A 24782-nucleotide genomic window follows, 5' to 3' on the forward strand; every position below is an offset into this window, starting at 1 on the left:
GAGCAACTTAATAAATGTAAAAACAGCGCTCATAGTGAGCGCTGTTATTGGTTGGAATAGGTTGAAAACTTAAAGGCTTAACTAAAAACCAAATACCAATGCGGCAATAGTCATAGTAACTACCGTGATCATCGCAATAGCAATTATGTTCAGTGCAAAGCCTGAGCGGATCATATCGCGCATTTGAATTTGCCCAGAGCCGAACACTATTGCATTAGGCGGTGTCGCAACTGGCATCATGAACGCACAGCTACACGCAATAGCCGCAGGAATTACCCATACCAGCGGTGTACCAAATACTGACTCAGCAACTGGGCCTAATAGTGGTAAGAAACCTGCCGCTGTAGCTGTGTTACTAGTGATCTCAGTTAAGAAAGTAATTAAGGTTGCCACTGCTAGAACACTTAACACCAATGGAATTGCACTCGCCCCTTCAATCATGTGAGCAATGTATTCAGCAAGACCAGATGATTTAATTTGCGCAGCCAGTGTTAAACCACCACCGAATAGTAGTAACACGCCCCACGGTACTTTAGCGGCACTTTCCCAATCAAGAATACGCTCACCATCACCTTTGTTTGCCGGTAACACGAACAATAATAATGCTGCAGCAATAGCAATACCGGTATCAGAGATTTTTAAGCCCGATAAGTCGGCAAGTACAGGTCTGAAGATCCAGCATACTGCCGCTAAAACGAACACGGCTGCTACGCCTTTTTCAGCGCGCTGCATTGCACCAAGCTCTTGTAACTGCGATAAGAATAACGATTTAGTATCTTTACTTGCTGCTTTGGCACAATCGGTATCTACTTTATAAGCAAACTTAGTTAACCAAACCCAACATAAAGCCAGCATAACAGTTGCAAGTGGTACACCTACTTTCATCCACTGTGCAAAGCCAATATCAATTTTGTAGCTGTCTGATAAATACGCAGCCATAAGTGCATTTGGTGGGGTACCAATTAAAGTAGCAATACCACCGATACTTGCACCATAAGCGATTGATAATAACAACGCTTTACCAAATTGATCATTTTCAGGGTTAGACTGTTTAACCAACATAGTAATCGACATAGCAATCGGTAACATCATCACAGCAGTTGCTGTATTTGACATCCACATTGATAAAAATGCCGTTACTAACATCATGGCTAAAATTTGTAGGCTTGGCTTAGTACCAGCACGAAGCATGGTATTAAGCGCAATACGCTTATGTAAACCCCAACGCTCCATCGCGATTGAGATCAAAAAGCCGCCTAAGAATAAAAAGATCAAAGGGTGTGCATAAGGTGATGCGACCCCTTTGATTGCTGCAATGCCAGCAAGAGGTGATATAACCAGTGGCAATAATGAAGTAGCAGGAATTGGCACAACTTCACTTACCCACCAAGTAGCCATCCAAAATGCAAGGCCTGCGGTACGTAATGCTGATACACTCATACCCGCTGGTGGATCGATTAAGCAAGTTAATAACATCACTAATGGGCCTAGCAGTAACATTACTGTGCTCATTAATGGGCGTGGCTGTGAGCCATCTTTTGTTTGATTTACTAATGACATACCGACTCCTTAGAACTTGTATTTAAGGCCAATTGCAACGCTATTGTCTGATTCAAGTTCTAAATCTAAATCAGTATAGAATAAGTATGCTGTGGTTTGTTTATCAAAAACATAGTCTACACCTGCTGTCCATTGTTTACCTTCTTCAGCATGGCGAATTTTTGAGTCGTCTTTAACATATTGCAGCTTAGGTACCCATTTATCGATTGCATAGCTTGCGCTAAGTGCATAGCCATTGCCTTCTTTCGTACCGTCGGTTGATTCACTGCGCTGGAATAAACCCGCTAGCTGTAGGTTATCAAGTTTCCATGCTGCAACAACGCGGCTTGCTGTTAACTTATTAAGTGCATCAACATGGCTGATAGCAACATAATAGTCTTTAGATTTTAATGCACGGTCACCATAAATAACCGTTGCCGCAAAACCATCTTCATCGTTGCTACTGTCATCTTTAGGTGCATAAGTTAGCGCTAGAGATGCGCCACCGTATGTTTTTGAGCTGTAGGTAATGGTATCGCCGATACGGTCTTGACCAGGGATCAGTTGAGCGATATCAGCTTGGGTTTCGTTAAAACCGTCTACTTTACCTTCTGAGTATTTAAAACGGGTGTCGTTACGGCCGACAACCACTTCACCAAAATCGCCTGCAAGGCCTAAGTAGGTATTACGAGCTGAAAATGGCTCACTGGTATCGTCATGCTCAAAGCCTTTTACTTGAACTTCGTATTTGAATACTGCTTTTAGCGACTCAGTTAGTTTGTGGCTACCTTTAATACCAATACGAGAAAAAGGTGCTTCGATTTGCGTACCTTCATCTGCATAGCGCATAACGCCTGTATCTGTGTTTGCTATTTGAACTTCTGCTTTACCGTATACCGCGTAGTCTGCTGCCATTGCTGAGCCAGCTGTGCTCGCTAAAATCACAGCCGCTGCTACGCGTGTTTTTGTCTGAGTGAATATTGTTGTCATTATGCGCCCCTTATTAGGTTCAAATTGTTGTTCCTAACTGTTAAGGCAAGTTGGTTGCCAACTTAGTTAATTTTAAAAAAGCTGTTAAATAACAGTAAATTAACTTTATTGACGTAAAAGAGGCTGTTTTTTATGGGTGGATATCCACACATTTTTAAAAATGTGCTGTCACCAGTTCCACCCATTGTGAAGAGTTTAATGTGAAAGAGTTGCTTAGTCTTTGAACATTTCGCGATTAATACCGTATTTGGTCATCTTGTCGTAGAGGGTTTTACGTGCAATTTGTAATGTGACCATGGTCTCTTTTATGCTGCCGTTGTTTCGTTCTAGCGCTTCTTCGATAAGTGACTGCTCATAAAAGCTAATCTTCTCGGCAAGGCTTAAGTCTTGAGCAAGCTCGTTGTCACTGTTTGCATCACTGTACGAGGCAAAGGCCAGATCAGAGCCTAGCAATACCGCACGTTCGGCCTGATTTCTAAGCTCTCGTACATTACCCGGCCAATCGTAGGCAAGAAGTCGTTGTTTTGCTTCACTACTTAGTGGTGCAGGTGGTTTATGAAAACGTGTTGCCGCTATCGAGCTAAAATGTTTAAACAACAGTGGAATATCGGCCTTTCTGTCTCGTAATGCCGGAATACTCACTTTAACTAAGTTTAATCGGTAATATAAATCGGCTCTAAACTCCCCCGCTTCGACTAGTGTCATTAAGTCTACTTTGGTGGCAGCAACAATACGCACGTCTAAATCAATGGCGTGGTTATCACCTACAGGCGTTACTTTACGCTCTTCAAGCACCCTTAATAACTTTACTTGTAAACTTGCAGGCGTTGACTCTATCTCATCTAAAAAAACAGTACCGCCTTTAGCAAATTCAAACTTACCTTGGCGAGATTGCGTAGCACCTGTATATGCGCCACTGGCTGCACCAAAGAGTTCGCTTTCGATTAGCTGTTCGGGGATTGCGCCGCAGTTTATGGCAACAAAATTAGCCGCTGATCTGTTACTTTGATCGTGCAAGTAACGGGCAACTAATTCTTTACCTGTGCCAGTTTCACCTTCTATTAAAACATCAGCGGGAGTATCGATAACCGCATTCAGTAAATGCATCATTTGTTGCATTTGCTCAGTTTCACCTAAAATTCGCACACCGGGCGCAGAGGTTTTTTCTACTGCGATTTTTAATGCGCGGTTTTCCATCACTAAAGCACGTTTTTCTGAAGCGCGGGCGATACAATCTAACAATTGCTCTGTGAGTGGCTTTTCGAATAAATCATAAGCGCCAAGTTGCATGGCTTTAACAGCCACTGATACATCGGCAAAGCCGGTAAGAAAAATAACCGGTAGCTCACTATCAAAGGCCTTAACTTGTTCTAAAAATGCCAAACCGTCCATTTTGGGCATGTTTATGTCGCTTAATACAATTCCCTCAAAGCGACGACTCAATTTTGAAAGTGCCGCCGTTGGCTCACTAAAACACTGAACTTGATAACCTTCAATCTCAAGGAGTTGCTTTAATGAATCGCGTATCACCGCTTCGTCATCAATAACGATTACCTGATTACAGGTCGATGCAACTACACTCATGATGGTTCCTTATTTGTTTGTAAGGTTATTATAAATTGTGCGCCGCCTTCAGGGCGGTTATGCGCAGATAATCGACCGTTAAATGAGTCGATAATTTGCCGTGAAATAGATAAACCTAAACCTAAACCGTTGCTGGTTTTAGTACTGTAAAATGGCTCAAAGATGTTACCCAATGCATGTTGATCAATACCTGGTCCTGTATCAAGAATTGATAGCTTCACTCGATCGTCGAATAGTTCGAGATCAAAACTTAATTCACGCTTTTCAGACTCACTCATTGCTTGGCTAGCATTGGTGATCACGTTAACCAAGACTTGTTCAAACTTAACGCTATCGACCCACACTGTTATATTTGCATCAATATCAGCAGCTTTTACCTCGATATCGTCTTGCTTTAACTGGGCGCTGGCGATCATTAACGCATTTTTTAACATGCTCGCTAAGCTTTGCTGCCTAAGTTGGGTTTGTGCGGGTTTACTAAAATGCTTAAGCTGAGCGACAATTTTGTGAACACGCTCTATTAGAGATTGCACCAGCACTAAATTTTCGCTGGCTTGCTCAATATTGCCTTTAATAAGCAGCCTCTTTGCACTTACTAAATAAGTGTTCATGGCACTTAAGGGCTGATTGATTTCATGGTTAATGCCCGCACTTAATTGACCTATCGTTGCAAGCTTAGCTGTTTGGATCAGTGCTTTTTGCGCTTTTTCGAGCGCTTGGGTTCGTTCAATTACTTCTTGCTCAAGGCTATGTCTTGAAAACAAGAGCTTTTTGTAACCTGCAAAGCGCACCATCGCCATATGAATAAGCACAACAGCAATAGCATAAAACACACTAAACCAAAGCAGTCGAGGTATTTGCGCAAGCTCCACATTAGTTACATCCACCAGCACACTGGCTTTGGCGTTTATAATGTCTATTGTTTCTGTGGCACTAATAAAGCGCGCTTGCTTGCTATTAAGCTGAATATTTTGCTGTGCGGTTTGTTCACTTAAAGGCTTATGATTGTGATTAAGTAAACTCGGTTTATGAGACAAGTAGCGGCGCGACTTAACCAAAGCAGTCATTTGTTCGTCGTTAAGCGATTCAAGTGACTTTAATCGCCAGTCCTCAACGTCTGACATCACAATAACGCTATCTTCTAGTGCAATATAAAAGTGGGTGCTGTCTGATGCATTAAGTAGCTGGCGGTCTTGTTCAAACTTTTTAGCATTCACTTTTAAAGTGACAACGGCAATAACTTTGCCTTTATCAATAACCGGCTCTGAAAAGTAAATGCCCCGCTCACTTGAGCGCATACCTAAAGCAAAATAAGCTACTTTTTCACCCTGCTTGGCTAAATAAAAATAAGGTCGAAAAGCAAAGTTACTACCCAAAAAGGTGTAATCAACTTGCCAGTTACTACTTGCCACCACCGAGCCTGTTAAATCCATTAAATAGACGTCAGATGCACCACTAGCACGTTGGATATCTTCTAAATAATAATTAACAGCCTGCTCGCCTATACCTTGCTTAACCACAAAAGATTTAACTAAATCATTGGCACTGACTAAGGTCGGAATTGTTTTAAATCGGGCTAATTCGCTTGAAAAGTAATGACTTAACTGAGTAGCTTGAACACGGCTTTGTTGCTCTGCTTGTTGATAGTCGTGAGCGCGTCCAACGTAAAAAACTAACACAAGCAACAATAAAAGCATTGCACCTGCAATAACTAACTTTTTACTTAATGACGACATTCAAACCTTTGCGAGCAGCGCAACTAGAAATTGAACTGGTAGTGTAACGATAAATCTTCTGTTGTACCAGCGACAGCGCCATTGTCCATTCGTGGATCAAACACGTTATATTTTTTGCCTAACAGGTTTTCTGCTTTCAGCATAAGTTGGCTGTTAGCGTTTAACTGCCACTTTAAGCTGCCACCTAATAAGCTATAGGCAGACTGTTTGAAGTGAGCACCGGTAACCGAACTTACCTCAACTTTATCACGCCACAATAAGTTTAAACTCACTTGCCAGCTGTCAGATAAGTTATAACTACTCACTAAGCTTGCAAAACGCTTAAAGCTCGCATTAATTGGATCTTCAAAGTATTGCGTGTAAGTGCCCGTTACAGAAAACTCTTTACTTGATTGCCAAGTACCATCAAGCTCGATACCACTGTTTTGAGTATTAAATGAGTTTGTAAAAGTAAACAAGGCATCATTAGATTGCGTTGGCTCAATGTTTATAAAATCATTGAGTTCATTATAAAAAAGCACCGCATTAGCTTGTAACTCTGAGGTTTGATAATGCCAAACAAGCTCAGTGGTTTTGACCGACTCAGAGCGAAGTGACGAGTTACCTACGGTGACATCATCATTTGAAAAAAGCTCATTAGTAACCGGAGTTCTGAACGATTCGCCATATTGCACTTTTACGGTATGCTCTGGGTTTATTACATAAACGCCCGCAAGGCGAGGCGAAAGTTTACTGTCGATGTCTTTCACATCGTCATAGCGTGCCCCTACAAATAAAGTAAGTGAATCTGAATAAGGTATTTTTAACTGCCCGTAGGCGCTATATGTTTCGAAGGTATATTTAAGTGATGCAAATTCAGGAAAGTCCATCACAGTCACAATACCTTGCTGATAATAAGCGGGGTCAATAATGACTAACATCGACTCATCATCATAGTAATTAGTACGCACCCCAGCCTCGACCTGTTTAGCCTCTGCGTATTCTATACCTGCTGCAAGCTGCCATTGGTTTTCAAATTGATAACTCAGTTCAGTCTCAAATTTGCTATCAGTTGTTTGCCAAGCTGGGCCAAGTAAAAAGTCAGGTATATCGTCAAAAGCAGCGATTAAACCAGCACTAGAGATATTATGTTTAGTGTACGAGTAACTAGAATCCAGCTTTAACTTGTCGTTATTAATCCAGTTATATTTAATGCCAACAAAAGTGTTATCACTGGTGTGTTGATTTTGTGTTGAATAGCCAGCAAGGTTTAAAAATTCATCAAGGGATGTTTCGTTGTAACGAGCACGTAATTGCAGCTTTTTGTAATCAACACCTGCTTCTAGGTATATTGCTTCAAGAGGATCTTTTACACCTTGCGGGTAGCTTTCGCCGTCTTTTTGATCATAAGAAAAACTCGCGAAGAGTGCGGTATCATCACTAAAAGAGGTATTAAACTGCCCTGTTGCCCCGTAGCGACCATTGTTGCCAACCACAAGTTGCAGAGTATTTCGCTCTTTAGAGGTAACAATATTCATCACCCCTAAAAACGCATTACTGCCATACAGCGCCGAGCCAGGACCGCGAATAAACTCTATTTTTTCAATGATTTCAATAGGAATATAAGGCATGTAAACAGAGGCTTTACCAAATGATGATTCATTGACACGCTCACCATTGATCATCACCAGTACATTGCCGCTATCAAGGTATACACCCCGAGCATGATCTTTAGGCACAGCACCCACCCAATCTCCACGGGTTGATTGCATACCTGGCACAAAGTTCATTACCTCATAGGCGTTATCAACACCAAGCGCTTGAATTTGTTTACGGCTAAATACACTCATGGTTGAAGGAACAGATGACAAGGTTTCGCTGGTTTTACTAGCAATATCGACTTGCACATTAAGCAAGTCTTCAAAACTTAAAGAGAATAAGTCTTGCTCGTCAGTCGCGTTTGCAACCAATGGAATGGTTGAGGCAACTGCAATTGAAAAAAGTGCTGAACATCTTAAAAGCTTCACGCTGCGAGATACCTGTACTAATAGCCTATGCTGCAAAAGCAACACCTTGTTTACACTATTAATACAAAAGATTGGCAAGCTTGCAATGTTTTTATAGTTTTAGTTGAAGAGTTCTCGAAAGTGGATACAAAAAAACCCACTTTCAGCTAAAAATGGGTTTTAATTTTATTGAGCTAAGCTTAATTAAGCTGTTTCAACATTAGCAGTACGCTTTGCCTTGATGTACTTATATAAACCAATAAGTGACGCCGCTATCCAGAAAATTTCGATAACAAAACTAGCAAGGTTAAAGTTATAACAAAGACTAATTAGTAACAGAATCGCGCCTGTTAAGTTCATCATGTTATACACAAGGCCGGTTGGCGATGCTTTATTCAGTTGTAATAAAAAGAAAGCACCAACCACTAAGAATGTGCCTGTCATGCCAATAATATCAAATAAAAGTGCTATCACGTGCGTGAGTCCATTTTGTTCATGTGTTTATACCCATACAACTGGCCCAATCCATGGGGAGGGTTGTTTTCATTCATTGAAACAGCAAACCGGTCAATAGTATCAGAGCATGAGGGATAAACGAGGATAAATGTCCGTATTTTAATTCTATTTATGGGTCACCTTACCACCGATAATTTTTAGAGCAGGTGCGCCGCGGATCATGGTTTCACGGGCGAATTGACGTTGGCAGTCAGGGCAGATACCTGTTTCATTGGTAAAGTCTTGGCTAATACGTTCAACAAAACACTTAACCAACGCCCCTTTTCCGCCTTTGCGGTATTTAAATAACTGGGTTTTACATTGTGAGCAAAAAATATCGACTGTTTTGGTCGGGCCTTTTTTGTTTGGTTTTGCCATTACAACTACATTGCTAAAATAAAACCTTACCTTAACATGTTAAGGCCAAAGCCCCAAAACTAAGCCGATAACAGAAAACTGTAATATTGAATAACTTGCATTAACTAAGAACAATTTTAATGGGCGTTGTTCAAAAATATAGCCAATACCTAAGGCACAGCTAACCCAGCACAAGCCAATAATAAACCCTGTGCCAACAGCCACTCCCACATTGACATTTGCGCCAATAAATAACGATAAACTAAATGCAATTAAACAACATAAAACAAAGCTGCCGCCAAACACCATAACCGGATTGATGCTCTGAAGGTCAAGTTCAGTTAAACCACAGCTTTCCATCCAAATACGTTTAAAAAGCCAAGGTGAATACCACACAGCGCCCAATAAGAAAGATGCAAGGGCAGCAAAAAAGATCGCGAAGTAATTAAGTTCTGAAAAATGCATACGCCAGACTCATACAACTAACAGGTTTAATTTGACTTTAGTTAAGGATCAGCGATGCAGCAAATCAAAAAGGCTGAGTTTTGTACCTATTAATATCTAAACCATACTTTAGGATTAACCGCAGAATTATTTCAGTTTAATAAACAATCAATTTAGTGTTGTACGGGTTTTTTCTGCAATTTACGCTGTAGGGTTCTTCTGTGCATATTCAGTTGGCGCGCAGTTTCAGAGATATTACCATTGTTGCTATGCAATACATGTTGAATATGCTCCCACTCAAGACGCTCTGGCGACATTATTTGGCTTGGCTCTGTGCTCTCCAACGAAACGCCTGATTCAACATCACCCAAGATTGTTTTTAATAATGAATTAAAATCGACAGGCTTTGGTAAGTAGTCATCAGCACCTAAACGTATCGCTTCTACTGCACTGGCAATACTGGCAAACCCCGTGAGCAATACGATACGAGCTGAAGGAAATTGTTCTCTTAAAGGTTTAATTAGCGCAAGGCCGTTATCATCCCCAAGTTTTAAATCCACCAGAAAGTGGCTTGCCTCAAAAGTGGTTGTTTTTTGTAAAGCTTGCTCAGCGTTATGAGCGAGCTCACATGTAAAGCCTTGTTTTGTAAAGCGCCTCGCAAGCGTGCTGGCTAGGTTTACATCGTCTTCAATAATTAAAAGTTTCATACAATTTTTAAACTAACCATCGCAATCGCGCCTTGCTGTGGGTGATTACTTAGTGTTAATGAGCCATTTAAGCGCTCTAAGGTTACATTAGAAAGCATAACTGCCATTCCCATTCCGTCGCTACTTGGCATGAGCTGACCGCCTAATGATGCCATTTGTTGCTCGCTAAATCCTTGACCGAAATCACGTAACGACAATGAAAGTATTTGCTTATCGATTTGCCACTTAGCCTCAATGTTGTGTTGCTGATTATGGTTGTTTGCCGCTACGGCGTTTTGCAGTAAATTTAAAATAGCCGGTAACAGCATGGCGTCACTTAAAATCGAACATTCAGGGGCCTCATTTAGCCATTGTAAGTTTTGCTCAGGAAAATGCAGAGTCATCGCATCTTGAATCGTGTTTTGTAGTGTTTTAGCACTAATCACTTGTTGTGTTTCACCGGTTCTTAGTGCATTTGAAAGTGACCTAAAATGAGCAAGTTGCTCTTTACACTGTGCTAATGGCTTAGCCATTTCTTGCACAATAGGGTCATCAGCTTGTTGCTCTTTTAGCTCTTCAAATAATAACTGTAAGTTTGCTATCGGCGTTGCAAGTTGGTGCGTTACTTGTGCTGCTGCCCCATCAAGCGTTAATAACTGCTCATGCCTTAATTGTTGCTCGCGGGTACGTGCAATAGTAGCTTCTCTGGCTCTTAACGTGCTGTTTAATGTACCAATTACAAAGGAAATAACGATGGCGCTGATAACAAAGTTAATCCACATACCAATAAAATGATGAGTCATCTGCATTTGGTGCATGGTATGTTCGGGCATTTTTATCAGTAAAAAACTATAAGCTGCGATTGCCAGCACAGCTGTATAAGCAAGCCCTTTCGCATTAACAGTCACCGCCGCTATCATTATCGGTAACAGTAATAACGAAACAAATGCATTTGTTGCTCCACCACTTAAGGAGAGCAAAATAGTTAAAAACAATAAGTCGGCTGTCAACTGCATCAACACAGCTGCAGGCTTGGCTTTCGTGACATTTCGGTAAGCGAATATACTTAACAGCTGAAAGATTGCTTCAATACAAATTACAGCAAGTAAAGGCAGTAAGGGGATTTGGTATTCAAAAAGAAAATATACCGCAATAACAGCTACAAACTGCACGGCGATTGCGGCGCTTCTTAAAATTAGTAGGCGACTGATCGCCGGATCGGTTTGCATAACGGACTCTTTAAAGCTTAATCATCGTCCATTGAAATTGTAAAAACAGCACAAGGCGTTCCTTGATGAAACACCATTTGCCATTGTTTACCATTAAAACGCCACAGTGACATACGAACTGAGTAGTTAAACTCTGAGCGAGCTGAACGTCTAAAGGCCGCTTGATAGCTTAGCTGTGCAATATCATCACTGAGCATTCGGCCTTTAAAATGTTGATTATAAAACTGCGGTACCACCTCAGTTGGCAGGCGGGTTAAAACTTGGAACTTATTAAATGACGTGCCATCAGCGGCTATTTCAATAAAATCATCATCAAGTAATGCATCAAGCGCTTCAGCAGATTGCCGTACCTCTGGCTCAAGAAGCTGCCGCTCTGCATCAATTAAATGATTAAATAACGTCTCTTTAATTTTACCGCCCATAGTAACCCTTACTGTTTGAGCACTTTACCGCCCTTCATAACAAACTGAACCTGACTAAGTTCACTAATGTTATCAAGCACATTCATATTCACGCTGATAATATCTGCTTGTTTACCAACACTCAAGTCACCGAGGTTATCACTTTGACCTAATAGTTTAGCAGCTTCAACGGTGGCTGATTTAATTGCTTGCTTTGGTGTCATGCCGTATTTAACTAATAACTCAAACTCTTTAGCATTATCACCATGCTTAGATACGCCTGAATCTGTACCAAAGGCTATTTTAACCTTGTTTTTTAACGCTAATTTAAACGATGCTTCCATTTTTGGCGCTACTACTTCGACCTTATCAGCAATTGCTTTTGGCATATTAGGGTTATTTAGCACCTCTTCTTTTACTGTTGCGCCAGCGAGTAAGGTTGGAACTAAATACGCGTCTTGCTTTTTGAAAAGCTTAACCGTGTCTTTATCTAAAAAAGAGCCATGTTCGATTGAATCAACACCCGCTCTAAGTGCTGCTTTTATACCTTCTGTGCCATGAGCATGAGCGGTCACTTTGCGGCCTAAATGATGGGCTGTGTTTACAATGGCACTGAGTTCTTCATCAGTAAATTGCTGATTAACCCCTGCCGCTGTATTACTTAAAACACCACCTGTCGCGGTTATTTTAATCACATCGGCACCGCTTTTAATTACATCGCGCACTGCACGAGTACAATCGGCTGCGCCATCACACACACCCAAGCCACCCCCTTCTGTCGCTTTGGTAATATCACGGCGATAGCCATGCATATCACCGTGACCACCGGTCGGTGTGATCATATCTCCCGCAGCAAAAATGCGCGGGCCAACAATATCGCCACGTTCAACCGCACGCTTTAATGGAAAGATAACTTGATAGCTGCTACCTAGGTCACGCACAGAGGTAAAACCTGCATCAACCGTACGTTGTAAGTACTTTAGAGAGCGAAGAGCGTAATCGGCTTCGTATTCAGTTGCCCATTGGTGAGGGTTACGTTTTGCATCTCGCTCAAAGGTTACATGAACATGCATATCAATCAGACCCGGCAATACCATCTGATTTTTTAAATCAATAACATCTGCATCACTGAGGTTTAATTGCTGCTTTGATAGAAAACCAGCTTTTATTGCGGCAATTTTATTGTCTTCAATAACCAGCGTTTGCTGCTCTTTGACATCTTGATCAGTGCCTACCAGCATCTTTCCAGCATGAATAATGGTGGTTTGTGCATTAACAGCAAACGAAGATAATAAAGACAGTACCGATAATGTACTTATTTTTAGGTTTATTTTTTTCATAATCGCCTCTTTTTTATACTAGGTTTAACTTAAATACTGAGTAAATGCCATTATTTACGACATAGCGCAGCAATGAACTAGTGTTAACAAGTGAATTTTGATATAACTTCGGAAAAATTTAACAAGTCTGACCACATAAAGAGAACACATTATGTCTTATGCCCAAATTACTGGCTGGGGTAAATGTATACCACCAGCAAGCATCAGCAATGATGAAATTAGCAATATTGTTGATACCAATGATGAATGGATCACAACACGTACAGGCATCAAATCTCGCCGTGTCAGCCATGTTTCTACTGCCGATTTAGCTACCGTTGCCGCAAAGCAAGCGCTTGCTTGTGCTGGTGTTGATGGTAAAGACATTGATCTTGTGCTTCTTGCGACTTGTACACCATCAACTATGGTGGCAAATACGGCCTCTTTAGTGCAGAAAAATATTGGTGCGGTTGGCGCAGCAGCAATGGATACTAACGCTGCATGTTCAGGCTTTTTATACGCATTACAAGCAGCAACGGCACAAATTCGTGCAGGCATGATCAAAAAAGCGGTCGTTATTGCTGCTGAGCGCATGACTTGGTACATCAACTGGGCGCGTCGCGACAGTGCTGTATTATTTGGTGATGGTGCTGGTGCCGTTGTATTAGAAGCCTCAGATACACCATCTGGTTTACTTGCAACTAAAACCGGGTGTGATAGTGAAGATCGCGATATCTTACACATCGAAAACTTTGGTAGCGATTTAAATAAGTACGAGCCAATTGGCCCGTCTAACTTATTATTCGAAGGTCGCGAGATCTTCAAACGTGCTGTTAAAGGTATGAGTGAAGCTTGTGACGACGTACTGAACCAAGCACAGTTAGAGCTTGATGACATTGACGTATTAGTTCCTCACCAAGCAAATTTACGTATTATCCAAGCGATTCAGCAACGCTTGAAAGTAGCTGATGAAAAAGTAATGGTAAACATTGCCGACTATGGTAATACGTCTGCTGCAACAATTGCGATTGCAATTTGTGAAGCTGTTGAGCAAGGCCTTATCAAGCCAAACTCAAACATTATGTCAGCAGCCTTTGGCGCTGGTTTAACTTGGGCGGCGAGTTACATTAAATGGGGCGAGCGCGTGACACCTATTGCAGTGTCTGATGCAGCTTTACCTGAATGTGATAAAACAGGCCTTGAACTTGTTGCACCAGCTGTTGCAGCATGTAAAGCGGCAGAGTAATCCTCGACACTCTTTAGTAGAAAAGCGCGGCTTAGTCCGCGTTTTTTATGAGCAAAAAATGGACTATATAATGGAATTATTAGGCATACATCACGCTGCAATCATTTGTAGCAACTATGAAAAATCAAAGCATTTTTATAATGAAGTATTAAAACTGCCGATTGTCCACGAACTATACCGTGCTGAACGTGACTCGTATAAATTAGATTTAGCACTTCCTGATGGTAGCCAATTAGAATTATTTTCGTTTCCTGGAGCACCACAAAGACCAAGCTATCCCGAGGCACAAGGGCTACGCCATTTGGCGTTTAAAGTTGCCGATATTGCAAAATCTAAGCAGTACTTAGAACAACAAGGCATTTCGGTTGAAGAAATAAGAGTGGATGAAATCACCGGGAAGCAATTTACATTTTTTGCCGATCCCGATGATTTACCTTTAGAGCTTTACCAACTCTAGATTATTGGAAGCGTTCTTGTAGGTAATTAAACACAGCGCGAATACCCAATGCTTCACCACCTGTAGGGCGACCCGGTAATGCACGTAGGTTCCAAGCCATGACATCAAAGTGAACCCAAGGAGTGCTTGGCTCAATAAACTCTTTTAAGTAAAGAGCTGCAGTGATCGCACCACCAAAAGGAGTGGAAGCACAGTTAGCAATATCAGCTACGTCACTTTTTAATAATGCTTTATATTGATCAAATAACGGAAGTTGCCATACAGGATCATGGCAGCTTTCGCCTGCATCCATCAATTTGTTAGCAACATCACGGTTATTTGCAAAAAAACCCGGTAATTCAGTACCTAGGGCTACACGACAAGCACCAGTAAGGGTAGCAAAGTCAACGATAAGATCAGGATTATCGTTTTGTGCTTCAGCAAGTGCATCACACAGCACTAAACGACCTTCAGCGTCCGTGTTATCAATTTCTACTGTGATCCCTTTGCGAGTTTTGATCACATCACCCGGTCTAAATGCATTTCGAGAAACCGCATTTTCAACTGCAGGTACCAATACGCGTAAACGAATTGGTAGGTTGGCAGCCATAATTAACTGCGCAAGACCAATAACATGCGCGGCACCGCCCATGTCTTTTTTCATATTTCGCATGCCTGAGCTTGGTTTTAAATCTAAACCACCAGAATCAAAACAAACACCCTTACCAACTAATGTAATTTGTGGAGCATCTTTTGCGCCCCAACGTAAATCAAGTAAGCGAGGCTTATTCTCAGACGCACGACCAACCATATGAATTGTAGGGTAGTTTTGCTCTAATAATTCATCACCAACCCACTCGCTAAACTCACCATCAAAGGTGTCGGCTAAATCAGCCATTACTTGTGATAGGTGTTGCGGCATCATATCTGCAGCAGGCGTATTAACTAAATCACGCACTAAATTAATGGCACTTGCATGCTGCGATAAACGTTTAACTAAGCTTTCATCTTTAATGGCTAGTGTGGCACGTGGCGATGGTTTTTCTTTATATTCACTAAACTCGTAACCACCTAACACAAAACCCAGCGCTACTTGTTCTACAAACTTGTCATCACCTTGAATTTGATAACAACCTGCTGGCAGTTTTGTTGATAAGTCACCCGCTAACCAAAAGTCTTGTAAATCATTAACTAAACAATACACATGCTCAAGAGAACCGGTTTCACTATCAGCAATTAAGGCCATGCCTTTGTTTTTAAAATCACAATTTGTTAGCCAATTTTGTAAGGCTTGCGGCTGCTCGGTTAACCACGTTGATAGGTCAGCTTTAGCAATAAATGACAGGGGAATTCCCGTAGAAGAATGGCGAATTAATGAACTCATTAAACGACTCGATATAAAGAAAAGGTATTTAAGCATACCAATATCTTGATACAAAAGGTATAGGCAAAATCAGATAAGCAAAACCTAATCAGTCTTTGTTTTGCTTCTCTTTTTCTTCTTTTTCTACTTGTTGATCAATCTCTTTAATCGACTTATTGATATTGAATGAGCTAGGTAGCACATCAACACCAACCCATTGACCCAGTTTTACAACCAAAGGAATTGTCACGGGTGCAAAGGGTAATACAGCAAATACGCCCAAACCGAGCCCTTTTAATATATCTAAAAATTGCTCATTGGCAGTATGCAATTCTTCTTTAGTAGCTTGGCCTTGGGTGTATCGCCTATAGATATGAAGCATCTCTTTTGTTTCTTGCTTTTCTTGGGCTAGTGCGATTTTAAGTGCTACCATAGCGCGCTTGAAGCGTAGTGTCTGACGCTTTTTGGTAATTTTGGCCACTCTGAATGGGGCTCGATGAATAACTTTGTATAATCGCATTTGGCTATTTTCACACAGCATGTTAAGTTCACAAAGCATAATTTACTTATATTAGTTTTTGTTTTATTCTTAATACTCTATTCGTAATTATTTTTCAGTATTAAACATGAACACACCTATACAACAGGGTGAGCCAAAACCCCAAAAGCCGGCCCCAGATGAATGTTGTGGTGGTGGTAGTTGTTGCCCATGTGTATGGGATGAATACCGAGAAAAATTAAAGCAATGGCAATTAAACAACATTCCGCAACAAGCCTAATAGACCGTTCCAAATCCAATTTCGCTTAAAAACCAATCAAAAAATTCCTTTTTTAAAATATTTTTAGATATTTTATATACTTTCTTACGCTTAAAAGAAAAAATAAGAATAAATTATCCCCTTTAATTTCATGCACATAATTAAAAAAACAATAATAACGCCCAAATAAAAACGCCAAAAACAACATCACATTAACAATTTGCAAAATAAATTTACAGGCTGTATAAGAGATTTACACCAAGTTTATTATTTAACTTCGGTGACATAATCATAAATATTCTAACTGGGGAAGTCGGAATGAAATTCAAAAATAATGCGCTACAACAAGCAATTAAATTTGCTTTAGCGACAACAACAGCTGGCCTGTTTGTGTCGGGTTCAGTTGTTGCTGCAGAGCAAGCAGCAGAAGAAACGAAAGTTAACAAAAACGTAGAAAAAATTGCCGTGGTAGGTACTCGTTCAGCACCACGTTCAATCGGCGATTCACCAGTACCAATTGATATTATTGGTGGTGAAGAGCTAGATAAAGGCGGCAACACCGATATGCTAGAGCTTTTAAAAGGCTCGGTTCCTTCTTTTAACGTTCACCAAAACCCAATTAGTGATGCAGCGTCACTTGTACGCCCTGCTAACTTACGTGGTCTTCCTTCTGACAGCACATTAATACTTGTTAATGGTAAACGTCGTCATCGCGCATCAGTTATTGCCTTCTTAGGTGGTGGTATCAATGATGGTGCTCAAGGTGCTGATATCTCAGTTATTCCAAGTATTGCCCTAAAGCAAGTAGAAGTACTTCGTGACGGTGCTGCGGCACAATACGGTTCTGATGCAATCGCTGGTGTAATGAACTTTGTATTAAAAGATGCCTCTGAAGGTGGTTCATTCGAAATTCGTCAAGGCGAATACTACGAAGGTGATGGCGATACAACACAAATTTCAGGTAACGTGGGTCTACCATTTACCGATAGTGGTTTTGCTAACTTAAGCTTCCAATACAAAACAGCTGATGCAACTAGCCGTTCAGTACAACGCCCTGATGCGGCGGCACTTAACGCAGCAGGTGTACCTGAAGTATCTTCTTTAGCACAAATTTGGGGTGCACCTGAAGTTGATGATGATATTACAATCTTTGGTAACATTGGTCTTGAGTTAAGTAACTCATCTGAATTCTACATGTTTGGTAACTACTCTGAGCGTGACGTACGTGGTGGTTTCTACTATCGTAACCCACACACACGCCCAGGTGTTTACTCAAATGACGGCGGTGAAACACTGCTTGTTGGTGATTTAACTGGCGATATGAGCGGTAACTGTCCTACCGATATCATGATTGATGATAACGTTTTAGATAACCAAAGATACATCGATCTAGTTGCTAACAACCCAGACTGTTTTGCATTTAACGAAATGCTTCCGGGCGGTTTTACACCTAACTTCGGTGGTAACATCACAGATACTGCATTAACAATTGGTACTAAAGGTGAAATCACTTCTGGTTTCCTTGAAGGTGCTTACTATGACTTAAGCGGTACAGTTGGTTACAACGAATCTCGTTACTTCATCTACGACACAATCAATGCATCATTAGGCCCAGAAAGCCCGCGCGATTTCAGCCCAGGTAAATACTCACAGTTAGAGAAAAACTTTAATGCAGATTTATCAAAAGGTTTTGACTTTGGCTTAGCTTACGATGTAAACGTTGCCGGTGGTCTAGAATGGCACGAAGAAACATTCACAGTTGTTTCTGGTGACGAAGCGTCTTTCACAGCTGGCCCACTAACAGAACAAGGTTTTGGTATCGGTTCAAATGGTTTCCCTGGTTTCAAACCATCTGATGCGGGCGAGTATACACGTCGTAACTATGCTGCATACGTTGATGTTGAAGCACCATTCACAGAAGACTTCTTAATGGGCTTAGCACTACGTTATGAAGATTATGATTCATTTGGTTCAACAACTAACTACAAGTTAACTGGTCAATACCACTTAACTGAAGACTTAAACATTCGTGGTTCAATCAGTACAGGTTTCCGTGCACCAACTGTTGGTCAAGCAAATGTAAGTAACGTTCAAACAAACCTAAGCAGCGGTGTACTTGTTGACTCAGCACTTTTACCACCAACAAACCCAATTGCTGTGCAATTAGGTGGTACAGAGCTTGAACCTGAAGAATCACAAAGCTATACATTTGGTGCAGTTTGGACACTTGGTGACTTATTCTTCACAGTTGACTACTACAACATCCAAGTTGATGACCGTATCAGTCAATCAGATAAAATTGAGTTAAGCCAAGCTGATAAAGACACACTTGAAGCAGCAGGCGTACCAAACGTACAAAACTTAGCGCAAGTAAGCTTCTTCACGAATGACTTCGATACAACAACGCAAGGTGTTGATGCTGTAGCTAACTACTCAACTGATTTGTTAGGCGGTAGCTCAACATTCAGCTTAGCGTACAACTGGAACGACACTGAAGTAACTAAGTCAACAGACATTACTGGTGAGTTTAAAGTAAGCCGTTTAGAAAATGACTTACCAAATCACCGTGCAACGCTTAGCTGGGCACAACAGTGGGAGAATTTCTCTGCATTTACACGTGTTAACTACTATGGCGAATACCAAGGCGTACACGTAGATTACGATGCAACAGCGAAAACAGCTGATGCTGCAGTAACGATTGATGCAGAAGTAACTTACTTCCTAACTGAAGAGCTTAGCTTCTCTGTAGGTGCGACCAACTTATTCGACCAAGAAGCAGAGAAACTTGATTTTGTAGATAGTACTGGCATCCCTAACAATAACTGGGGTGGTAAATACTACGAAACGTCGCCATATGGTATCAACGGCGGCTTCTATTACGTGAAAGCTACGTATACTTTCTAAATAGAACAGCTTTCTAGGTTGAACAATCAACCTAGAAAGTCGATACCCCGGATTTATTCTGGATATTTATAGTTAACCAAGGCGAAAGACATTTCGCCTTTTTCGTTTTATAGTAAATAAAAATAACAAATAACCCGCCATTCCTATGCTGTTAGAAAAAGCGAATCAACTACTGAATGAAAACAAGCTTAAAGAGGCCGAGTTTCATTTTAAAACCATTCTCGATTCAGATCCTGAAAACGGCGAAGCGTTATTTGGATTGGGCCGTATTGCACTGCGTTTAGAACGTTATGATGCTGCTGTTTACCTTCTACAAAGAGCTTGTGAACGATTACCTCATATGCTTGAACCGCTCCATGCTCTTGCCGATGCTTTTAATGGCGTGCATTCACCACAAGATGCCTTAACCGTACTCGAATATGCAAAATCAATTGCCAGCCACAACCCTGAGCCACACTACTATCTTGCCCAACATTATTTAACCTATGGCGAGTTAGACAAAGCCTACGGTATTTTAAAGCATGCCCTTGGTATGGGAAATTACCCTGTAAAGGCGTACATTTTATTTGAGTTAGTGCAGTTTGGGCGTTTTAACAATGAACAAAATTACATAAATGAGCTACACCAATTTTTAACTTTGACCAATAACCTGCGCTTAAAAATGGTGTGTTATTATGCCCTTGGTAAAAGCTACGATCAGTTAAATGATACAGAACAAGCTTTTAACTACTTTAGCCTAGCTAATAAGCTACAAACAAAACTCACGCAGTTTAAAACCCGTGACTTAGTGCCTTTTTATCAGCGCATCATAGAGCAAAATACAGCTGAACTAATTGATGCCAGAGACAAAACATTCACCGGCACAATTACACCCATTTTTATTATTGGTATGCCAAGAAGTGGCTCAACACTGGTGGAGCAAATGCTGGCAAGCCATGATAATTTTGCCAGTCTTGGCGAAGATGCCAGTATCAGCAATCAGGTTGTTGCATACCTTGAACAACAAACACAGCTCCCTTACCCAGATTGCTTAGCAGAGCTAAACCAAGGGCTAATTAACAATGCCCGTAATATTTATATTGAACGAATAAAGCAAGCGCCAGTTGTGCGCCCCTTTATGATCAATAAGCTACCTGCTAACTATCAGTCACTTGGATTGATTTACTTACTCTTTCCTAACGCCAAGTTTATTAATATGCAGCGCGAGTATAATGCAATTGCTTGGTCAGTTTTTAGCAACTATTTTGCTGAAAACGAACCTTATTTTTGTTCACTCCCAGAGTTTAAACAGTATTTTGATTTGTATCAGCAGTTAATGGAGCATTGGCAAAACGTGATGCCAGAGGCGGTTTTTGATTTAAGCTATGAAGCACTTATCAGTGACAGCGAACAAACACTAACAGCCCTGTGTAAGTTCTTAAACATTGAGTACAGCACACAGTTTTTAGATTTTTATAAGTCAAAAAAACCGGTGGCAACGCTCAGCAAAACGGCTGTAAGACAGCCGTTAACTGATAAAGCATTAGAGAAATACAAACGCTACGAGAGCGCAATGCACACGCTTATGCGTGAGTCTCAAACCAGTTCAACAAATCAACAAACTGATCAAAACGCGCCTGTGGGTGAGTAAGCATATTAATGTGATCATAATCGACCTTATGGCCAAATTTACGGCCATAAATGGTCATCGTTTGCTTGCCGATGCCCGACTCTTCCATAAACTTTTCAATATCAATCGGCTGACATAGGGCTTTATCTTTAACACCTGCCACATGCATAATGGGCGGTAGTGCCTTATCAGCTAATGCGTTGGCGTAATCAAAGCCATCGTCAGTATCGACCCAAGGTTTACGCTTAGCCCACTGCATACTTTGATAATGTGACTTACGGGTTTCATCATCACTGCCCCATTTCAGTTTTTTAGCCGGCACAAAACCATGCTTACGGGCAACTAATGGCGCCAAACCATACCAAATCAAATTACCTTGAATATACTTGCTTGGGTGATGGTTATACAAAGACCGTTTAGAACCAAAATAACCGCAGGCTTTCACATCATCAATCAACTCAGGAAAACGGGCAAACACACTGTTCATTAACACCCCGCCCCATGAGTGTGCCACCCAATAACGCGCAGGCTCGCCTTCAAGCTGCTTAATTTTATCTAAAAATGCGGGGATATCTTCTAAAATAGCCTCGGTTTGACCATACTTTGCATGCTTTGAAATCGCAGGTTTACTTTCACCACGACCGCGTAAATCAGCCACATAGCAAACATAGCCATGCTCAGCTAAAAATGGTGCTAAACCTTTATTGCTGTGGGTGTAAAAGATTTTGCCATTTTCAACGGCACCATGCATAAAAAACACCGCAGGGCCTTTCGCATCAGTCTTACTAATACGGCGTAAATGTAAGGTTTGGCTTTCGGCGAGTTTAATAAACACCGATTCTTGTTTAATCGTCACGTTTGACCTTTTTATTCTTATAGACTCGTCGTACCAGTGCTAAGTTACGCCAGTCTATTTAGCAAAGCAAGTTTTTGGTGTGGCGATTGCCACTTAAAATGAGAATCTCAGGCACGATGAGATTTTGATTAAATAGTAACACCAATGCAGAGCCATTATTCATTGAAGTTAGACTTGCACGAGCCTTTGGCTAATTGTTTGATGATTTCTATGTTACGTAATTAACATATGCGGAGGAGATGGCCTTTTGCCATGAGCGTTCTAAAGGCCATCATTCAGTGTGAACAGATGTTGAGCATGACCATATTTGGAAAAAATGTTAGAGCATTTATTCGTAACGCCGCAAATAAACGGCAAAAATTAGTTGGCTAAAATTTGTGAGGTACGAACAAAGCCAACTGATTTTTGTCCGCCCTTTTTAATTTGCTTTGTTATATAACACATTAAAAGCCAATTACATTTTTAAATTTATAAGCCAACAAACAGATAATACCAACAACTAGAAAATGTAACCTGTAACTTATTAGAGAAAATGATTTACTAGCTTCAATTTTTAGATAGCTTTCTTCTGAGCTCTGTTTTAGGAAATCAACTGGTAAGAAGTCAGCAATAAACATCAGTGCACCTGCAACTGCTAGAGCTATACCGATTATTAGTAAGATTTTACTCATTTCTCCGATTCCCGAGTGTTATATAACGCGGAGCGCACCGGCGCACTTTAGTGCGCCCGAGTGACGCGAATTGTTATAAATTTTCTCGGACAAACTGCTCAACACCGAGATGCCGCCCCTTGCTTTGGTAGTGCCCATCTAAGGCGTAGGCCATCTTTTCTAGTGGAGCGTTGTCATACCGAAAATCTTGAATCTCTCGAATGTAACGCTCTATGAAACCTTGAGGCCCGAGCTCACGCCATTGCAGCACATGAACCAATTCATGGAAGTGAAGCCGAAGCTCGTTTGCAGCTTCTTTCTTTACGTAATAGGTATCATTGTAGGTAATACCTCCCACATCCATGTCGATGAAGTCTCCTAAACCTGCTTCCCGGAGTCCTGGAAAATCAGGCTTTGGGATTTCGTCGGTAACAACGAAAAACGCTGTCTTCAGAAATTCAGGCGAGTAGAAACCGTTGAAATGCTCTTCAAAGACGGAGCAAGACCGACGCACTTCCCTATGTGAGGAATTCACCTGATGTATCCATTCCTCAATTTCTTCGATCATTACTCCTCCTATTTATAACATTTTAGTATTTATGTCATCACCAACATAAAAGTTAGTGCAATATCAAATTATGGAGCAGAGCCAATATCATTAGGCGAATCACTATATCTGATAGCTCAAAAGTGACCTATAGAGGTGTTTGTTATGCATAGCCAAACTCCAAAAGAGCCATGAATGCAAAAAATGATAGAGCACTTCCAACCAAGTAAACCCTCGCTTGCTTGTAACTATTAGGATTGTCACTTTTATTGAGCATCTTCACCAAACCTGAGCCAAATGCTTGTAGGCTGCCTGTGGATATTTTCTGCTCTAGAATGATCATTCCTATATTGGCAGCAAAGAACATAAACAGTATTAATAATGTTACCGTTGCAACAATTCCTGCCGTACTTTCAATATTTACCAAGTTGAATCCTTTATATGTATAACGCCTGCTTAACAAGCAATGTGTTGGCATGGCTTTTTGTGTTGTTTTCCAAAACCATGACAACTAATCATTTTCAGAGATAAGGCGTTTGTTATATTGCATTGCAAACGTTTCATAATCTCTCGATTTTAAGTGGGTAATATTAACTAGTACCAAGCGTTGAGAGCCATATGTAACTGCGAAACTTACAGCTACATCAGAGTTGGTATCTAAAACGACATCTGAACGTTTGAAACTAGTCTGTTCAAAATTACTGATTTTAGGAAGTACCAATGCCACTTCTTTTTCTTTAATAGTGAATGTCATTGATGCTTCTGTGACTGGCTCATTATTAGCGTTTTTAGAAGGATAAACTAATACGTTCCAGCTCTGGTCATTGCCAGCGGTTAGCCTGTGAATACCGAATTCACTCGCTTGCTCAGGCGTAATTATTTTCTCGGAAATAAATACCACATCAGTAGTAGCAACTGAGCACCACGGTAGAATAAAAAATAATAAAGCTAAAAGTCTAATCATACTTCCCTGCAATATACTTAACGCCCACATTTTCGGCTGATTTGGAGCGCAGCAGAAAAGCAGTCCGACAATATGCGCTTGTTAGGCATTCTTGTACTCTTTCTTGGTTTTCCACCATATATAAGGCCCACCAATTAAAAATAGTACCAATATAAACGGCATAAGTAGGTTATCTGATTTCCACGCCTTTTCTGATTCGGCATAGGAACGGATTACATTTTGCTCTATCTTGACTTCAAATACATCGTGAAACTCTTTAGTTGTATATATTGGCTTCGTACTTTCGCTAGGTTCAAATAGAACCTCAACTCTTTTCCCTTTAGAGTTGAATAATGAGTCATAAACTATGCTCTGGCCGTTAGATTTAGAAGGGTAATTGAAATTATAATTATCATCTACAAATGCAAAGCGAATTCCGTAATCATACTCCTGCACCCAATCGATATACCCATCACGACTAACCAGCTCTTCTTTATAAGGGAAGCCACCGTTTTTTTGAGTTAGTTGAACATAGCTAATAGATATACCAAGAGCAACACAAACAGCAGCTAATATAAGATTTCTATAATATGTAAACTTGGACATGCCTGATTGCCTAACGCTATATTAACGGTTAAAAAATTGTGGGCTAAAATTGAGCGAAGCGAATAGCCCGCAAGTTATTTATCCCTGTTTAATTGCTTG

At 40.8% G+C, this 24782-nt stretch carries 25 protein-coding genes; 5 read left to right on the forward strand and 20 right to left on the reverse strand.

All coding sequences use genetic code 11. From position 1 onward, the window contains the following. Positions 1 to 81: 81 nt before the first annotated feature. From AADY36_RS18920 to AADY36_RS18975, 12 genes are all read right to left on the reverse strand, one after another. Entirely contained in the window at positions 82 to 1512 is a 1431-nt protein-coding gene (locus tag AADY36_RS18920) for an SLC13 family permease (RefSeq protein WP_342409657.1), read from the reverse strand. A gap of 57 nt (positions 1513 to 1569) precedes the next feature. After that, a complete protein-coding gene (locus AADY36_RS18925; RefSeq protein WP_342409480.1) occupies positions 1570 to 2529 on the reverse strand; it encodes a porin in 960 nt (319 codons plus the stop codon). A 213-nt stretch (positions 2530 to 2742) separates the two neighbouring features. Further along, entirely contained in the window at positions 2743 to 4113 is a 1371-nt protein-coding gene (locus AADY36_RS18930; protein ID WP_342409481.1) for a sigma-54-dependent transcriptional regulator, read from the reverse strand. After that, a complete protein-coding gene (locus AADY36_RS18935) occupies positions 4110 to 5849 on the reverse strand; it encodes a sensor histidine kinase (RefSeq protein ID WP_342409482.1) in 1740 nt (579 codons plus the stop codon). Before AADY36_RS18935 ends, AADY36_RS18930 begins: the two co-directional genes overlap by 4 nt. 23 nt (positions 5850 to 5872) lie before the next feature. Next, positions 5873 to 7855 carry a TonB-dependent receptor plug domain-containing protein gene (locus AADY36_RS18940; protein WP_342409483.1) on the reverse strand — a complete coding sequence of 661 codons (1983 nt, stop codon included), beginning with the start codon at positions 7853 to 7855 and terminating at the stop codon, positions 5873 to 5875. A gap of 183 nt (positions 7856 to 8038) precedes the next feature. Further along, entirely contained in the window at positions 8039 to 8308 is a 270-nt protein-coding gene (locus tag AADY36_RS18945; RefSeq protein ID WP_054563978.1) for a CBU_0592 family membrane protein, read from the reverse strand. Between the two features lie 147 nt (positions 8309 to 8455). After that, positions 8456 to 8707, reverse strand: a complete 252-nt coding sequence (locus AADY36_RS18950) for a hypothetical protein (protein WP_054563976.1) — start codon at positions 8705 to 8707, stop codon at positions 8456 to 8458. A gap of 39 nt (positions 8708 to 8746) precedes the next feature. Next, positions 8747 to 9151 carry a DUF1761 domain-containing protein gene (locus AADY36_RS18955; protein ID WP_054563975.1) on the reverse strand — a complete coding sequence of 135 codons (405 nt, stop codon included), beginning with the start codon at positions 9149 to 9151 and terminating at the stop codon, positions 8747 to 8749. 152 nt (positions 9152 to 9303) lie between these two features. After that, entirely contained in the window at positions 9304 to 9837 is a 534-nt protein-coding gene (locus AADY36_RS18960; RefSeq protein WP_285221193.1) for a response regulator transcription factor, read from the reverse strand. Continuing rightward, positions 9834 to 11045 (reverse strand): sensor histidine kinase, encoded by a 1212-nt coding sequence (locus AADY36_RS18965; RefSeq protein WP_342409484.1) that lies wholly within the window; start codon positions 11043 to 11045, stop codon positions 9834 to 9836. The genes AADY36_RS18960 and AADY36_RS18965 overlap by 4 nt, the downstream gene beginning before the upstream one ends. Positions 11046 to 11062: 17 nt before the next feature. After that, positions 11063 to 11467, reverse strand: coding sequence for a nuclear transport factor 2 family protein (locus AADY36_RS18970; RefSeq protein WP_054563972.1), 405 nt, complete (start codon positions 11465 to 11467; stop codon positions 11063 to 11065). 8 nt (positions 11468 to 11475) lie between these two features. Beyond that, the gene (locus AADY36_RS18975) at positions 11476 to 12786 is read right to left on the reverse strand and encodes a metal-dependent hydrolase family protein (RefSeq protein ID WP_287200722.1); all 1311 of its coding nucleotides are present in this window, start codon (positions 12784 to 12786) and stop codon (positions 11476 to 11478) included. Positions 12787 to 12937: 151 nt separating this feature from the next. Between AADY36_RS18975 and AADY36_RS18980 the strand changes: the two genes are divergently transcribed. Further along, the gene (locus AADY36_RS18980; protein ID WP_054563970.1) at positions 12938 to 14011 is read left to right on the forward strand and encodes a ketoacyl-ACP synthase III; all 1074 of its coding nucleotides are present in this window, start codon (positions 12938 to 12940) and stop codon (positions 14009 to 14011) included. A 70-nt stretch (positions 14012 to 14081) separates the two neighbouring features. Then, on the forward strand, positions 14082 to 14468 hold the full coding sequence (gloA2, locus tag AADY36_RS18985; RefSeq protein WP_342409485.1) for an SMU1112c/YaeR family gloxylase I-like metalloprotein: 387 nt from the start codon (positions 14082 to 14084) through the stop codon (positions 14466 to 14468). A gap of 1 nt (position 14469) precedes the next feature. Here gloA2 and AADY36_RS18990 read toward each other — a convergent pair whose 3' ends face one another. Further along, positions 14470 to 15831 carry a leucyl aminopeptidase family protein gene (locus tag AADY36_RS18990; protein WP_342409486.1) on the reverse strand — a complete coding sequence of 454 codons (1362 nt, stop codon included), beginning with the start codon at positions 15829 to 15831 and terminating at the stop codon, positions 14470 to 14472. 88 nt (positions 15832 to 15919) lie between these two features. Then, positions 15920 to 16330: a hypothetical protein gene (locus tag AADY36_RS18995; RefSeq protein WP_054563995.1), complete on the reverse strand. Its 411-nt coding sequence runs from the start codon at positions 16328 to 16330 to the stop codon at positions 15920 to 15922. Between the two features lie 106 nt (positions 16331 to 16436). Between AADY36_RS18995 and AADY36_RS19000 the strand changes: the two genes are divergently transcribed. The 3 genes from AADY36_RS19000 (at position 16437) to AADY36_RS19010 (ending at position 21102) form a co-directional block, all read left to right on the forward strand. Next, positions 16437 to 16589, forward strand: a complete 153-nt coding sequence (locus AADY36_RS19000) for an oxidoreductase-like domain-containing protein (RefSeq protein ID WP_239963937.1) — start codon at positions 16437 to 16439, stop codon at positions 16587 to 16589. Positions 16590 to 16886: 297 nt separating this feature from the next. Next, positions 16887 to 19472 (forward strand): TonB-dependent receptor plug domain-containing protein, encoded by a 2586-nt coding sequence (locus AADY36_RS19005; protein ID WP_342409487.1) that lies wholly within the window; start codon positions 16887 to 16889, stop codon positions 19470 to 19472. Between the two features lie 145 nt (positions 19473 to 19617). Next, positions 19618 to 21102, forward strand: a complete 1485-nt coding sequence (locus AADY36_RS19010; protein WP_342409488.1) for a tetratricopeptide repeat-containing sulfotransferase family protein — start codon at positions 19618 to 19620, stop codon at positions 21100 to 21102. Here the strand turns inward: AADY36_RS19010 and AADY36_RS19015 are convergent. From AADY36_RS19015 to AADY36_RS19040, 6 genes are all read right to left on the reverse strand, one after another. After that, a complete protein-coding gene (locus AADY36_RS19015; protein ID WP_058584258.1) occupies positions 21035 to 21937 on the reverse strand; it encodes an alpha/beta fold hydrolase in 903 nt (300 codons plus the stop codon). The genes AADY36_RS19010 and AADY36_RS19015 overlap by 68 nt on opposite strands. Before the next feature lie 443 nt (positions 21938 to 22380). Continuing rightward, positions 22381 to 22608: a hypothetical protein gene (locus AADY36_RS19020; protein WP_285221199.1), complete on the reverse strand. Its 228-nt coding sequence runs from the start codon at positions 22606 to 22608 to the stop codon at positions 22381 to 22383. Positions 22609 to 22681: 73 nt separating this feature from the next. Beyond that, positions 22682 to 23155, reverse strand: a complete 474-nt coding sequence (locus AADY36_RS19025; RefSeq protein ID WP_054563963.1) for a hypothetical protein — start codon at positions 23153 to 23155, stop codon at positions 22682 to 22684. Positions 23156 to 23297: 142 nt separating this feature from the next. Further along, complete coding sequence (locus tag AADY36_RS19030) at positions 23298 to 23561, reverse strand: hypothetical protein (RefSeq protein ID WP_342409489.1); 264 nt, start codon at positions 23559 to 23561, stop codon at positions 23298 to 23300. Positions 23562 to 23645: 84 nt separating this feature from the next. Next, positions 23646 to 24098: a hypothetical protein gene (locus tag AADY36_RS19035; protein ID WP_055021985.1), complete on the reverse strand. Its 453-nt coding sequence runs from the start codon at positions 24096 to 24098 to the stop codon at positions 23646 to 23648. Between the two features lie 81 nt (positions 24099 to 24179). Then, complete coding sequence (locus AADY36_RS19040) at positions 24180 to 24683, reverse strand: hypothetical protein (RefSeq protein WP_285221202.1); 504 nt, start codon at positions 24681 to 24683, stop codon at positions 24180 to 24182. Between the last annotated feature and the right edge of the window lie 99 nt (positions 24684 to 24782).

Source organism: Pseudoalteromonas sp. D15MCD-2, from assembly GCF_038562745.1.
In the GTDB taxonomy this organism is placed as follows: Bacteria; Pseudomonadota; Gammaproteobacteria; order Enterobacterales; family Alteromonadaceae; genus Pseudoalteromonas.